Source organism: Mesorhizobium sp. M0207 (genome assembly GCF_040321995.1).
Classification (GTDB): Bacteria; Pseudomonadota; Alphaproteobacteria; order Rhizobiales; family Rhizobiaceae; genus Mesorhizobium.
This window is the reverse complement of the sequence record NZ_JAMYSQ010000007.1, coordinates 1-12,654: the sequence shown is the minus strand read 5'-3', so window position 1 is coordinate 12,654 and position 12,654 is coordinate 1. Positions and strand designations below refer to the sequence as shown.

At 62.1% G+C, this 12,654-nt stretch carries 25 protein-coding genes; all 25 read right to left on the bottom strand.

Annotated elements, in window-relative coordinates:
* Positions 1-38: 38 nt before the first annotated feature.
* A complete protein-coding gene (rpsM, locus tag NKJ15_RS12405; RefSeq protein WP_006205445.1) occupies positions 39-407 on the bottom strand; it encodes a 30S ribosomal protein S13 in 369 nt (122 codons plus the stop codon).
* Between the two features lie 198 nt (positions 408-605).
* Positions 606-1,217: an adenylate kinase gene (locus tag NKJ15_RS12400; RefSeq protein WP_352815503.1), complete on the bottom strand. Its 612-nt coding sequence runs from the start codon at positions 1,215-1,217 to the stop codon at positions 606-608.
* Complete coding sequence (secY, locus tag NKJ15_RS12395; protein ID WP_352471807.1) at positions 1,214-2,554, bottom strand: preprotein translocase subunit SecY; 1,341 nt, start codon at positions 2,552-2,554, stop codon at positions 1,214-1,216. Before secY ends, NKJ15_RS12400 begins: the two co-directional genes overlap by 4 nt.
* Positions 2,555-2,745: 191 nt before the next feature.
* The gene (gene rplO, locus NKJ15_RS12390) at positions 2,746-3,219 is read right to left on the bottom strand and encodes a 50S ribosomal protein L15 (protein ID WP_292660428.1); all 474 of its coding nucleotides are present in this window, start codon (positions 3,217-3,219) and stop codon (positions 2,746-2,748) included.
* A gap of 22 nt (positions 3,220-3,241) precedes the next feature.
* A complete protein-coding gene (gene rpmD / locus NKJ15_RS12385; protein ID WP_006205449.1) occupies positions 3,242-3,439 on the bottom strand; it encodes a 50S ribosomal protein L30 in 198 nt (65 codons plus the stop codon).
* Between the two features lie 24 nt (positions 3,440-3,463).
* Positions 3,464-4,027 carry a 30S ribosomal protein S5 gene (gene rpsE / locus NKJ15_RS12380; RefSeq protein ID WP_006333394.1) on the bottom strand — a complete coding sequence of 188 codons (564 nt, stop codon included), beginning with the start codon at positions 4,025-4,027 and terminating at the stop codon, positions 3,464-3,466.
* Positions 4,028-4,110: 83 nt separating this feature from the next.
* Positions 4,111-4,470: a 50S ribosomal protein L18 gene (rplR, locus tag NKJ15_RS12375; RefSeq protein WP_023675132.1), complete on the bottom strand. Its 360-nt coding sequence runs from the start codon at positions 4,468-4,470 to the stop codon at positions 4,111-4,113.
* 85 nt (positions 4,471-4,555) lie between these two features.
* The gene (gene rplF / locus NKJ15_RS12370; RefSeq protein WP_023675133.1) at positions 4,556-5,089 is read right to left on the bottom strand and encodes a 50S ribosomal protein L6; all 534 of its coding nucleotides are present in this window, start codon (positions 5,087-5,089) and stop codon (positions 4,556-4,558) included.
* An 89-nt stretch (positions 5,090-5,178) separates the two neighbouring features.
* Entirely contained in the window at positions 5,179-5,577 is a 399-nt protein-coding gene (rpsH, locus tag NKJ15_RS12365) for a 30S ribosomal protein S8 (RefSeq protein WP_006205453.1), read from the bottom strand.
* 12 nt (positions 5,578-5,589) lie between these two features.
* Positions 5,590-5,895, bottom strand: coding sequence for a 30S ribosomal protein S14 (gene rpsN, locus NKJ15_RS12360; RefSeq protein WP_352451046.1), 306 nt, complete (start codon positions 5,893-5,895; stop codon positions 5,590-5,592).
* A 27-nt stretch (positions 5,896-5,922) separates the two neighbouring features.
* Positions 5,923-6,501, bottom strand: coding sequence for a 50S ribosomal protein L5 (rplE, locus tag NKJ15_RS12355; protein WP_008875670.1), 579 nt, complete (start codon positions 6,499-6,501; stop codon positions 5,923-5,925).
* A complete protein-coding gene (gene rplX / locus NKJ15_RS12350; protein WP_254817150.1) occupies positions 6,494-6,808 on the bottom strand; it encodes a 50S ribosomal protein L24 in 315 nt (104 codons plus the stop codon). Before rplX ends, rplE begins: the two co-directional genes overlap by 8 nt.
* Before the next feature lie 12 nt (positions 6,809-6,820).
* Positions 6,821-7,189 carry a 50S ribosomal protein L14 gene (rplN, locus tag NKJ15_RS12345; RefSeq protein WP_006205457.1) on the bottom strand — a complete coding sequence of 123 codons (369 nt, stop codon included), beginning with the start codon at positions 7,187-7,189 and terminating at the stop codon, positions 6,821-6,823.
* 82 nt (positions 7,190-7,271) lie between these two features.
* Positions 7,272-7,511, bottom strand: a complete 240-nt coding sequence (rpsQ, locus tag NKJ15_RS12340) for a 30S ribosomal protein S17 (protein ID WP_023675136.1) — start codon at positions 7,509-7,511, stop codon at positions 7,272-7,274.
* Between the two features lie 11 nt (positions 7,512-7,522).
* Positions 7,523-7,723 carry a 50S ribosomal protein L29 gene (gene rpmC / locus NKJ15_RS12335; RefSeq protein WP_006205459.1) on the bottom strand — a complete coding sequence of 67 codons (201 nt, stop codon included), beginning with the start codon at positions 7,721-7,723 and terminating at the stop codon, positions 7,523-7,525.
* 13 nt (positions 7,724-7,736) lie between these two features.
* Positions 7,737-8,150, bottom strand: a complete 414-nt coding sequence (gene rplP, locus NKJ15_RS12330; RefSeq protein ID WP_006205460.1) for a 50S ribosomal protein L16 — start codon at positions 8,148-8,150, stop codon at positions 7,737-7,739.
* A 27-nt stretch (positions 8,151-8,177) separates the two neighbouring features.
* Positions 8,178-8,903 carry a 30S ribosomal protein S3 gene (gene rpsC / locus NKJ15_RS12325; RefSeq protein ID WP_023675137.1) on the bottom strand — a complete coding sequence of 242 codons (726 nt, stop codon included), beginning with the start codon at positions 8,901-8,903 and terminating at the stop codon, positions 8,178-8,180.
* On the bottom strand, positions 8,903-9,292 hold the full coding sequence (gene rplV, locus NKJ15_RS12320) for a 50S ribosomal protein L22 (RefSeq protein WP_006205462.1): 390 nt from the start codon (positions 9,290-9,292) through the stop codon (positions 8,903-8,905). Before rplV ends, rpsC begins: the two co-directional genes overlap by 1 nt.
* Before the next feature lie 2 nt (positions 9,293-9,294).
* A complete protein-coding gene (gene rpsS, locus NKJ15_RS12315) occupies positions 9,295-9,573 on the bottom strand; it encodes a 30S ribosomal protein S19 (RefSeq protein ID WP_006205463.1) in 279 nt (92 codons plus the stop codon).
* A 16-nt stretch (positions 9,574-9,589) separates the two neighbouring features.
* Positions 9,590-10,423, bottom strand: a complete 834-nt coding sequence (gene rplB, locus NKJ15_RS12310) for a 50S ribosomal protein L2 (protein WP_023675138.1) — start codon at positions 10,421-10,423, stop codon at positions 9,590-9,592.
* 22 nt (positions 10,424-10,445) lie between these two features.
* Positions 10,446-10,739: a 50S ribosomal protein L23 gene (locus NKJ15_RS12305; RefSeq protein WP_023675139.1), complete on the bottom strand. Its 294-nt coding sequence runs from the start codon at positions 10,737-10,739 to the stop codon at positions 10,446-10,448.
* Positions 10,736-11,356 carry a 50S ribosomal protein L4 gene (rplD, locus tag NKJ15_RS12300; RefSeq protein ID WP_023675140.1) on the bottom strand — a complete coding sequence of 207 codons (621 nt, stop codon included), beginning with the start codon at positions 11,354-11,356 and terminating at the stop codon, positions 10,736-10,738. Before rplD ends, NKJ15_RS12305 begins: the two co-directional genes overlap by 4 nt.
* On the bottom strand, positions 11,356-12,084 hold the full coding sequence (gene rplC, locus NKJ15_RS12295; protein WP_352451050.1) for a 50S ribosomal protein L3: 729 nt from the start codon (positions 12,082-12,084) through the stop codon (positions 11,356-11,358). Before rplC ends, rplD begins: the two co-directional genes overlap by 1 nt.
* A gap of 96 nt (positions 12,085-12,180) precedes the next feature.
* Positions 12,181-12,489: a 30S ribosomal protein S10 gene (gene rpsJ, locus NKJ15_RS12290; RefSeq protein WP_006205468.1), complete on the bottom strand. Its 309-nt coding sequence runs from the start codon at positions 12,487-12,489 to the stop codon at positions 12,181-12,183.
* Positions 12,490-12,552: 63 nt separating this feature from the next.
* Positions 12,553-12,654, bottom strand: a 102-nt coding sequence (locus NKJ15_RS12285; protein WP_502896533.1) for an EF-Tu C-terminal domain-related protein, incomplete at its 5' end; no start/stop codon positions are given.

Sequence of the window (12,654 nt, the reverse complement as noted above, 5' to 3'; positions counted from 1 at the left end):
CCTATTGCCTTACTGCCCTACCCCCTTACTGCCCTAAATTACTTCTTCTTTCCGGCAATCGACTTGGCCGGGCCCTTACGGGTGCGCGCATTGGTGTGCGTGCGCTGGCCACGAACCGGCAGCGAGCGACGGTGACGCAGGCCGCGGTAGCAGCCGAGGTCCATGAGCCGCTTGATGTTCATCGACACTTCGCGGCGCAGGTCGCCCTCGACCTGGTAGTCGCGGTCGATGGTCTCGCGGATCTGCAGCACTTCCGCGTCGGTCAGTTGGTTGACGCGGCGCTCGGCCGGGATGCCGACCTTGTCGACGATCTCCTGGGCGAACTTCTTGCCAATGCCGTGAATGTATTGAAGCGCAATGACAACGCGCTTGTTGGTCGGAATGTTGACGCCGGCTATACGAGCCATGTTCTTCTCTTCTCCATATAGGCCGGGCGAGCCGGCGCTTCAAGTTGCCCCGCGTCCGGTGGAGGCCGGCCCTTGCGGGAGTTTCCAGTTCAAAGCGGCCTGCCTTGCCCTTGCGGACAAGCAAGCCTCATGCCTGATAGGAAGACGGGCCGCCATACCCCAGCGGACCGCTCCAGTCAAGCGCAATCGTTCGATTCTCTAGCCGGCCGCCTGGCCAACTGTCTGGGTCGTTGCCCTGAGCACCGCCTCGATCTGCTGCGTCACCGCATCGATGTCGGCCATGCCATCGACGCCCCTGAGTTTGCCCTTGGCGTAGTAGTAACCGATCAGCGGCGAGGTTTTCTTGTAATATTCCCTCAAGCGTTCTTCGAACACCGCTGGACTGTCGTCCTTGCGCACCGGCAGGCCTGCGGCCTTGGCTTCTTCGGCGCGCTTGACGATTCGGCCAACCAGCGCCTTGTCATCGACGACAAATTCGATGACCGCATCTAGCTCCAGTCCGCGATCCGACAGCATTTCCTCAACGGCGTCCGCTTGCACCAGAGTTCGGGGATACCCGTCAAGGATGAAGCCGTTTGCGCAATCAACTTGATCGATGCGCTCGGCCACAATGGCGTTGACGATAGCGTCGGACACCAGTTCGCCAGCGTCCATCACCGCTTTGGCGCGCTTGCCGACTTCGGTGCCGGCCTGAACAGCAGCACGCAGCATGTCCCCCGTGGAAAGCTGTGGGATGCCGTGTCGTTCTACCAGTCTCAGTGCTTGTGTCCCCTTGCCCGCCCCCGGCGGTCCAAGCAATATCAACCTCATCTGGCCTTTTTCCCCCCGCGCAGCTTCGACTTCTTGATCAGGCCCTCATACTGGTGCGCGATCAGGTGACCCTGAATCTGCGCCACCGTATCGAGCGTTACACTGACCACGATCAGGAGCGAAGTGCCACCAAGGTAGAACGGTACGCCAGTCGCTGAAATCAGGAACTCGGGCAGCAGACACACCAGCACCAGATAGATGGCGCCGACGACGGTGATGCGGGTGAGCACATAGTCAATATAGTCCGCGGTGCGCTCGCCCGGGCGATAGCCCGGGATGAAGCCCGAATGCTTCTTCAATTGGTCGGCGGTGTCCTTCGGGTTGAAGACGATCGCCGTGTAGAAGAAGGCGAAGAACACGATCATCGCCGCGTAGAAGGCCATGTAGAGCGGCTGGCCATGACCGAGCGACGCCAGGATGGTGCTGGCCCAAGCGGGCATGTTCGTCGTCTGCGAGAAACCGGCGACGGTCGCCGGCAGCAGCAATAGCGACGAAGCGAAGATCGGCGGAATGACGCCGGATGTGTTGAGCTTCAGCGGCAGATGCGAGGTATCGCCCTGGAACATGCGATTGCCGACCTGGCGCTTGGGGTACTGAATCAGCAGGCGGCGCTGGGCGCGCTCGAAAAAGACGATCAGGCCGATAACGATAATGGCGAGCACGATGATCGCCAGGATCAGGCCGGTCGACAGCGCTCCGGTGCGGCCTAGCTCCAAGGTACCGGAGATGGCGCGCGGCAGGCCGGCGACAATGCCGGAGAAGATGATCAGCGAAATGCCGTTGCCGATGCCGCGGGCGGTGATCTGCTCGCCGAGCCACATCAGGAACATGGTGCCGCCGACCAGCGTGACGACGGTCGAGATGCGGAAAAAGATGCCGGGATCGTTGACGATGCCGTTTCCGCCCTCGAGCCCGACCGAAATGCCGTAGGCCTGGACCAGCGCCAGAAGCACGGTCCCGTAGCGCGTATACTGGTTGATAATCTTGCGGCCCTGCTCGCCTTCCTTCTTCAGCGCTTCCAGCGACGGAATGACCGAGGTCATAAGCTGCATGATGATGGAGGCGGAGATATAGGGCATGATGCCGAGGGCAAAGATCGCCATGCGCTGCACGGCACCGCCTGCAAACATATTGAACATGCCAAGCACGCCCTTGCTCTGCGACGAGAAGGCGTGGGCAAAGGCGTCCGGATTGATGCCGGGCAGCGGGATATAGGTGCCAAGACGGTAGACGAGCAGCGCGCCGATGGTGAACCAGATGCGCTTCTTCAGATCCTCGGCCTTGGCGAAGGCCGAAAAATTCAGATTCGAGGCTAGTTGTTCAGCAGCCGAAGCCATGCCTGATTCTCCGCTTGGTCACGCTCGATGCCCGCAGCTCAGGCGGCGCGTGTCACCGAAACTCACGAGATAAGCTCCGGACTGCAAACATGCAAGCGGCCGCGTTGATGCGGCCGTCACATCTATCGGATCAAAGCACGACCGCAGGCAAAACCGAATTCCACCTTTGCCGGCCGTGCTTCAAATTGCCGTTACTCGGCGGCTGCCTTCTCAGGCAGCTTCACCGAGCCGCCGGCCTTTTCGATCTTCTCGATCGCGGCCTTGGAGGCTCCGGCCACGTCGAAGGCAAGCTTGGCCTTGATGTCGCCGTCTGAAAGGATGCGCACGCCGTCCTTGACGCGACGGATGACGCCAGCCGCAACCAGCGCCTCGGCCGTTACAACTGTCTTGGCGTCGAGCTTCTTGGCATCGAGCGCCGCCTGGATGCGGGCCAGCGACACGACGGTGAAGCTCTTGGCGAAGATATTGTTGAAGCCGCGCTTCGGCAGGCGGCGGTAGAGCGGCATCTGGCCACCCTCGAAGCCGTTGACGGCGACGCCGGAGCGCGCCTTCTGGCCCTTGACGCCGCGACCGGCGGTCTTGCCCGAACCGGAGCCGATGCCACGGCCGAGACGCTTCTTGGAGTGCGTCGCGCCGTCCTTGTCACGCAGATCATTGAGTTTCATCTGGGTTCTCCTGCGCTCTGGTTCAGCCCTCGTCCACGACGCGGACGAGATGCTGGACGGCAGCGATCATGCCGCGCACCGAGGGCGTATCCTCCAGCGTGCGCTGCTTGTGCATCTTGTTGAGGCCGAGGCCGACCAGCGTTGCGCGCTGCTCCTTCGGCCGGCGGATCGGCGAACCGATCTGCTCGACGGTGATGGTCTTGGTTGCTTTCTTGGCCATGGTCAAATCCCTGGTCAGCGTCGACTATTCTTCAGCCGCAACGGCGGTGCCGCGGCGGGCCTGAAGGGTCGAATACTTGATGCCGCGCGCTGCAGCGACATCCTTCGGATGCATCTGGCTCTTCAGCGCGTCGAAAGTGGCACGAACCATGTTGTAGGGGTTCGAAGAACCCATCGACTTGGCGACCACGTCATGCATGCCGAGCGTCTCGAAAACGGCGCGCATCGGGCCGCCGGCGATGATGCCGGTACCTTGCTTGGCGGCGCGCAGCAGAACGCGTCCCGCACCCCAGCGTCCCTCGACGTCGTGGTGCAGCGTGCGGCCTGAGCGCAGCGGCACGAAGATCATGTCGCGCTTGGCCGATTCGGTCGCCTTGCGGATCGCCTCCGGCACTTCGCGCGCCTTGCCGTGGCCGAAGCCGACGCGGCCCTTCTGGTCGCCGACGACAACAAGTGCCGCAAAGCCGAAGCGCCGGCCGCCCTTGACGACTTTGGCGACACGGTTGATGTGGACGAGCTTGTCGACCATGCCGTCGTCGCGCTCTTCGCGATCACGGCCGCGGCCGCCATCCCTACGTTCCTGTGCCATATCCTGTTCCTTGTTTTTTTCCGGAAGCACGGTTGATGATGATATCCGGCGCCTCTGTGGGTCGCCGGGGGCGAATTTCGTTTTTAGAAGCTCAGACCACCTTCACGGGCAGCCTCGGCAAGCGCCTTGACACGGCCGTGGTAGATGTAGGCGCCGCGGTCGAAGACGACTTCCTTGACGCCGGCCTTCGAGGCACGCTCGGCGATCAGCTTGCCGATGGCAGCGGCCGCCGCCGTGTCGGCGCCGGTCTTGAGCGAACCCTTGAGCTCCTTCTCGAGCGTCGAAGCAGCCGCGATCGTGTGGCCCTTGGCGTCGTCGATCACCTGGACATAGATGTTCTTCGACGTGCGATGGACCGACAAGCGCGGACGATCGCCGGCAACCTTCTTGATCTGGCGGCGGACGCGCTGGGCGCGGCGTTGGGTGGATTCTTTCGAGCCCATGATATCAGTTCCTTGCCTTCAAAAAACGGGGGCAACCATATGCGGTAGGACGAGCCTCCCGCGACCGCTCCCCGCGGCGTTAAAATTACTTCTTCTTGCCTTCCTTGCGGACGATCTTCTCGCCGGCATAGCGGACACCCTTGCCCTTGTAGGGCTCGGGGCTGCGATACTCGCGGATCTCGGCGGCAACCTGGCCGACCTGCTGCTTATCGATGCCGGTCACCGTGATTTCCGTCGGCTTCGGCACCGAAATCGTCACGCCCTGCGGCGTCTCGTAGACGACGTCATGGCTGAAGCCGAGCGCCAGCTGCAGGTTCTTGCCCTGCATGGCGGCACGATAGCCGACGCCGGTGATCTCGAGCTTCTTTTCGAAGCCGTCCTTGACGCCCTGCAGGATGTTGACGATCTGCGTGCGCGACATGCCCCACTTGGAACGGGCAGTCTTGGTCTGGTCGCGCGGCTGGACAGCGATCTCGCTGCCTTCCATCTTGACCAGCACTTCGTCGTTCACCACGAACTTCAGCTCGCCCTTCGGACCCTTCGCCGTCACGGTCTGGCCGTTGACGGTCGCGGTCACGCCCTGCGGCAGCGAAACGGGTTTCTTTCCAATACGAGACATTTTGTTGTCCTCGTCACTTCTCTTGTTTCAGGTCTCGGCTTTCGGGACTAGATCCCGAAAACCTGTTTCCAACCGGGTCACATACCAGATCAGAAGATCTGGCAGAGGATTTCCCCGCCGACATTCTGTTCACGCGCTTCGTGGTCGGCCATCACGCCCTTCGGCGTCGAAAGGATGGCGATGCCGAGGCCGTTGGCGACGTGCGGTATCGACTTGGCCGAAACGTAGACGCGGCGGCCGGGCTTCGAGACCCGAGCGATTTCGCGCACCACCGGCGCACCATCGAAATACTTCAGCTCGATCTCGATTTCGGACTTGCCGTTGTCGAAGTCGGTCTGGCTGTAGTCGCGGATATAGCCTTCCGCCTTCAGCACGTCGAGGACGCGGGTACGCAGGCGCGAGGCCGGCGTCGAAACGCTCGACTTCTTGCGGCCATACGCGTTGCGGATGCGGGTCAGCATATCGCCGAGAGGATCGCTCAATGACATGTTATGTCCTCCTTACCAGCTCGACTTGACCAGGCCCGGGATCTGGCCGTTATTGCCGAGATCACGAAGCGCGATACGCGATACTTTGAGCTTGCGATAATAGGCACGCGGACGTCCGGTGACTTCGCAGCGGTTGCGGATGCGGGTCTTGGCCGAGTTGCGCGGCAGCGCCGAAAGCTTCAGCTGGGCGCGGAAGCGCTCTTCCATCGGCTTGGACTGATCCATGATGATCGCCTTGAGCACCTCGCGCTTGGCAGCGAACTGGTCCGCAAGCTTGCGGCGCCTGTTGTTCTTCTCGACTGAGCTGGTCTTTGCCATTTCAGATTTTTCCTTTTCTCGCTGCCGTTACTGGCGGAAGGGGAAGTTGAAGGCCTTGAGCAATGCCCTGGCTTCGTCGTCCGTCTTCGCAGTCGTACAAACGATGACGTCCATGCCCCAGATCTGATCAACCTTGTCGTAGTTGATCTCCGGAAACACGATGTGTTCCTTGATGCCCATGGCATAGTTGCCACGGCCATCGAAGCTCTTCGGATTAAGTCCGCGGAAGTCGCGGACGCGCGGCAGTGCGATGTTCACGAGGCGGTCGAGGAACTCGTACATGCGTTCCTTGCGCAGCGTGACCTTGGCGCCGATCGGCATCTTCTCGCGGACCTTGAAGCCGGCGATCGAGTTGCGGGCGCGGGTGACGACGGCCTTCTGGCCGGCGATCATCGCAAGGTCTTCCGCCGCGATCGAAGGCTTCTTCGAATCGCCGGTCGCCTCGCCGACGCCCATGTTCAGCACGATCTTGTCGATGCGCGGAACCTGCATCTCGTTCTCGTAGCCGAACTGCTCCTGCAGCGCCTTGCGGATGGTCTCGTTGTAGACCTGCTTGAGGCGCGGCGTGTTCTGGGCAGTTGCCTGCTTGGTTTGAGCCTTAGCCATTGATGACTTCTCCCGAGCGCTTGGCGACGCGCACCTTCTTGCCGTCCTTCTGGAAGATGAAGCCGACCCGGGTCGGCTTGCCATCCTTGGGGTCGGCCAGCGCGATGTTCGACAGCTGGATCGGCGCTTCCTTGGTGATGATCCCGCCCTCTTGGGACTGGGACTGCTTCTGGTGACGACGGATCAGGTTGACGCCGCGCACCAGCGCGGTGTCGTCCTTCGGCTGTACCGAGAGGACTTCGCCCGAACGGCCCTTGTCCTTGCCGGCCAGCACGACGACCTTGTCGCCTTTTCTAATCTTCTGCATTGGTCCGGCTCCTTACAGCACTTCAGGCGCGAGCGAGATGATCTTCATGTGGTTCTTGGCGCGGAGTTCGCGCGGAACCGGTCCGAAGATACGCGTGCCGATCGGCTCTTTCTTGTTGTCGACGAGAACGGCTGCGTTCTTGTCGAAACGGATCACGCTGCCGTCCGGGCGGCGGATGTCCTTGGCCGTGCGAACCACGACCGCCTTCATCACATCGCCCTTCTTGACGCGGCCGCGCGGGATGGCTTCCTTGATCGACACCACGATGATGTCGCCCACGGAAGCGTATTTCCGCTTCGAGCCGCCCAGCACCTTGATGCACATGACACGACGGGCGCCGGAATTATCCGCGACGTCGAGGTTTGTTTGCATCTGAATCATGACTGGCCGCCTTCTTCTTTTCTAACGGGACGGGTTTCTCACCCCTCCCCGGTCTGTCCAAAATTCGTTTCGTTGGCCCTGATCAGGCCTGGTCCGAAGACACCACGACCCAGCGCTTGTCCTTGGAAATCGGCTTCGATTCCTGGATGAACACCTGATCGCCGACCTTGTGGGCGTTGTTCTCGTCGTGCGCCTTGTACTTCTTGGTCATGCGCACGGTCTTCTTCATCACGGGATGCGTGAAGCGCCGTTCGACCTTGACGACAACCGTCTTCTCGTTCTTGTCGCTGACGACGGTGCCCTGCAGAATGCGCTTTGGCATGGTTTTCGTCCTTAAGCCTTCTTGGCCGCGGACTTTTCCGCAGCGATGGTCTTGATACGCGCAATGTCCTTGCGGACCTGCCTCACGCGCGCGGTCTTCTCAAGCTGGCCGGTGGCCTTCTGAAAGCGCAGGTTGAACTGCTCCTTCTTCAGGCTGGCCAGGTCGTCGGTCAGCTGGTCCTGGGTCTTGGTCCGGATGTCTTCGGCTTTCATGATCAGCCCGTCCTTATTCTGCGATGCGCTGTACGAAGCGCGTCCTGACCGAGAGCTTGGCCGCGCCGAGACGCAGCGCCTCACGGGCGGTTTCCTCGTTGACGCCGTCGATCTCGAACATGATGCGGCCCGGCTTGACGCGTGCCGCCCAGTAGTCGACCGCGCCCTTGCCCTTACCCATACGGACTTCGGTCGGCTTCGACGTCACCGGCACGTCCGGGAAGATACGGATCCACACGCGGCCGGCACGCTTCATCTCGCGGGTGATCGCGCGGCGGGCCGCCTCGATCTCACGCGCGGTGACGCGGTTCGGCTCAAGCGCCTTCAGTCCGAAACCACCGAAATCCAGGTTGGTGCCGCCCTTGGCGGTACCGTGGATGCGGCCCTTGAACTGCTTGCGGAACTTTGTGCGCTTTGGCTGCAGCATCGTTCTAACTCCAAATTCCTAAATGTCTTACGCGTTTTCGCGACGGCGACCGCGTTCGCGCTCACCACCACCGCCATGCGCATGATCGCCCTCGGTGGCGCGGCGCTCCGAAGCCATCGGGTCGTGCTCGAGGATTTCGCCCTTGAACACCCAGACCTTGACGCCGCAGATGCCGTAGGCCGTATTCGCCTCGGCCGTGCCGTAGTCGACGTCGGCACGCAGCGTATGCAGCGGCACGCGGCCTTCGCGATACCATTCCATGCGCGCGATCTCGGCGCCGCCGAGACGGCCGGCGCAGTTGATGCGGATGCCTTCGGCACCGAGGCGCATCGCCGACTGCACGGCACGCTTCATGGCGCGGCGGAACGCGATGCGGCGCTCGAGCTGCTGGGCGATCGACTGGGCGACCAAGGTCGCGTCGATCTCCGGCTTGCGCACTTCGACGATGTTCAGATGCGTCTCGGACTTGGTCATCTCCATCAGCTTCTTGCGAAGCTTCTCGATGTCGGCGCCCTTCTTGCCGATGATCAGGCCCGGACGCGCCGCATGGATGGTGACGCGGCACTTCTTGTGCGGACGCTCGATCACGACTTTCGAGATCGCAGCCTGCTTGAGTTCCTTCTCAAGATATTTGCGGATCTTGATGTCCTCGTGCAGCAGCTTGCCGTACTCGCCGGTGTTCGCGAACCAGCGCGAATCCCAGGTGCGGTTGATGCCGAGACGCAGACCGATCGGATTGACTTTCTGGCCCATTATGCGGCCTCCCCTTTTTCTTCGACTTCACGAACGACGATCGTGAGGTGCGAGAACGGCTTCTCGATACGGCTGGCGCGCCCACGGCCACGGGCATGGAACCGCTTCATGACGATCGACTTGCCGACATAGGCTTCCGCCACGATCAGCGCATCGACGTCGAGGTCGTGGTTGTTTTCCGCGTTGGCGATCGCCGATTCCAGCGTCTTCTTGACCGTGCCGGAAATCCGCTTGGCCGAGAATTCGAGGTCGGAAAGCGCTGTCGCGACCTTCTTGCCGCGGATCAGCGCGGCAACCAGGTTCAGCTTCTGCGGGCTGATACGGATCGTGCGCAACACGGCGCGCGCTTCGTTGTCAGCAAGCCTGCGCGGAGCTTTGGCCTTGCCCATGATTATTTCCTCTTCGCCTTCTTATCCGCGCCGTGACCGTAATAGGTCCGGGTCGGAGCGAATTCACCGAACTTGTGACCGACCATGTCCTCGTTCACCGAGACGGGAACGTGCTTCTGGCCGTTGTAGACACCGAAGGTGAAGCCGACGAACTGCGGCAGGATGGTGGAGCGGCGGCTCCACATCTTGATCACCTCATTGCGACCACCTTCACGAACCTTGTCCACCTTCTTCAGAAGGTAGCCGTCGATGAAGGGGCCTTTCCAAATCGAACGAGTCACTTGGCGTTACCTCTTCTTAGCTCTTGCGCTGATGGCGCGAGCGCAGGATGAACTTGTCGGTCGCCTTGTTGGACCGCGTCTTCTTGCCCTTGGTCGGCTTGCCCCAGGGCGAAACCGGATGGCGGCCACCCGAGGTGCGGCCTTCGCCGCCGCCATGCGGATGGTCGACCGGGTTCATGGTCACGCCGCGATTGTGCGGACGTTTGCCGCGCCACACGGTGCGGCCTGCCTTGCCGTCATTGATGTTGCCGTGGTCCGGGTTGGACACGGCGCCGACAGTGGCCATGCAGGAGCCGTGGACGACACGCTGCTCGCCCGAATTGAGGCGCAGGATCGCCATGCCCTGGTCGCGGCCGACGAGCTGGCCATAACCGCCGGCCGAACGGGCGACCTGAGCGCCCTTGCCGGGCTTCAGCTCGATATTGTGGACGATCGTGCCGACCGGCATCGAGGCCAGCGGCATCGCGTTGCCCGGCTTCACGTCGACCGATTCACCGGCCACGATCTTGTCGCCGGGAGCCAGACGCTGCGGGGCGATGATGTAGGACAGCTCGCCATCGTCATACTTGATCAGCGCGATGAAGGCGGTGCGGTTCGGATCGTACTCGATACGCTCGACCGTGCCGACGACGTCGAACTTGCGGCGCTTGAAGTCGATAATGCGGTAGGTGCGCTTGTGACCGCCGCCGATGAAGCGGGCTGTGATGCGGCCGTAATTGTTGCGGCCGCCCGACTTGGTCAGGCCCTCGGTCAGACCCTTGACGGGCTTGCCCTTGTAGAGGCCCGAGCGATCGACGATGACCAGCTGACGGGTGCTCGGCGTTACCGGGTTGAATTTTTTCAGTGCCATTGTTCTGTCCTCGCGACCTTGCTCAGAGACCCGTCGCGACGTCGATCGACTGGCCTTCGGCCAGCGTCACAACCGCCTTCTTGACGTCGCTCTGGCGGCCGATCGTGCCGCGGAAGCGCTTGATCTTGCCCTTGCGGACAAGCGTGTTCACGGCCATCACCTTGACGCCGAACAGCGCTTCGACGGCGGCCTTGATTTCCGGCTTCGACGCCTTCTTGGCGACATTGAAGACGACCTGGTTCTGCTCGGAAGCCATGGTCGACTTTTCAGTGATCGCCGGCGAGACGATCACGTCGTAATGACGAAGGTCGGTCATTTGAAGCGCTCCTCGAGAGCCTCGACGGCGGCCTTGGAAAGGACCAGCGTGCCGCGGCGCAGAATGTCGTAGACGTTGATGCCCTGGATGGGCAGCACGTCGATGTTCGGGATGTTGGTCGCCGCCAGCTTGAAGTTCTTGTCAAGCTCGGCGCCGCCGATCACCAGGGCGTTGCTCAGGCCCAGCGTCGCGAAATTCGCGATCAGCGCCTTGGTCTTGGCCTCGGTCAGCTTCAGCTCGTCGATGATGATGATCGACGCGCTCTTGGCCTTGGCCGAGAGGGCATGCTTCAGGCCGAGCGCACGCACCTTCTTAGGCAGATCGTGCTCGTGGCTGCGCACGACCGGGCCGTGGGCCTTGCCGCCGCCGCGGAACTGCGGAGCGCGAGCCGAATGGTGACGGGCGCGGCCCGTACCCTTCTGCTTGTACATCTTGGCGCCGGTGCGGGCGATTTCCGCGCGACCCTTGGCCTTGTGCGTGCCCTGCTGCTTCTTGGCAAGCTGCCAGCGCACGACGCGCTGCAGGATGTCCTCGCGCGGATCGAGGCCGAAAATCTCTTCGGAGAGCTTCAGCTTGCCGGCGTCCTTGCCGCCAAGCGTTGTAATCTTGAGGTCCATTATTCCGCTCCCTCTGTGGCCGGGGCCTCGTTCGTGGCGGCACCGTCAGTCGCAAGGGCGCGGATCGCAGCGGGCTTCGGCGCATTGGCCGGAAGCGCCACCTTGGCCGCGTCGCGGACCAGGATCCATGCACCCTTCGAACCCGGGACCGCACCGCGGATCAGGATCAGGCCGCGATCGGCGTCGGTCGAGACGACCTCGACATTCTGCGTGGTGACGCGGGTGTCGCCCATGTGGCCGGCCATATGCTTGCCCTTGAACACCTTGCCCGGATCCTGGCGCTGGCCGGTCGAGCCGTGTGTACGGTGCGACACCGAGTTGCCGTGTGTTGCGCGGCCGCCACCCATGTGGTGCCGCTTGATGACGCCCTGGAAGCCCTTGCCGATCGTGGTGCCCGTCACATCGACCTTCTGGCCGACGACGAAGTGCTCGACAGTGATCTCGGCGCCAACATCGATCATGTTGTCGGCAGAGACGCGAAACTCGGCAACCTTGGCCTTGGGCTCGACGGAAGCGGTCGCGAAATGGCCGCGCATCGCCTTCGACGTGTTCTTCACTTTGGCAAGGCCAACGCCGAGCTGGACGGCGGTATAGCCGTTCTTCTCCTGCGTGCGCTGCGCCACGACCTGGCAGTTCTCCATCTGGAGAACAGTGACGGGAACATGTTCCCCGGCATCGTTGTAGATGCGGGTCATTCCCACCTTCTTTGCAATCACACCTGAACGCATCGGTTCAATTCCTTTAGAGTTCCCTGTCGGGGCTGTCGCCCCTCCACGCCTCTTGTTCCTTCAGAGTTCCGGGTCGCCCCGCTGACCTCTGGTTCCTTAGAGCTTGATCTCGACGTCGACACCGGCGGCCAGGTCGAGCTTCATCAAAGCATCGACCGTCTGCGGGGTCGGGTCGACGATGTCGAGCAGACGCTTGTGCGTGCGCATCTCGAACTGCTCGCGGCTCTTCTTGTCGACGTGAGGCGACCGGTTGACCGTGAACTTTTCGATCCGCGTCGGCAGCGGAATGGGGCCGCGGACGTTGGCGCCGGTGCGCTTGGCGGTCGACACGATTTCCCGTGTCGAGGCGTCGAGCACCCGGTGATCAAACGCCTTCAGGCGGATGCGGATATTCTGTCCGTTCATGCGTCACTTCCTTGTTCTGGCGCGGCGCGGGCAGCGCCCGCGACAGATCGGTTTAAGTCCAAATTACTCTGTGATGGTGACGACGATGCCGGCACCGACGGTGCGGCCGCCTTCACGGATGGCGAAGCGCAGCTTCTCTTCCATGGCGATCGGCACGATCAGCTC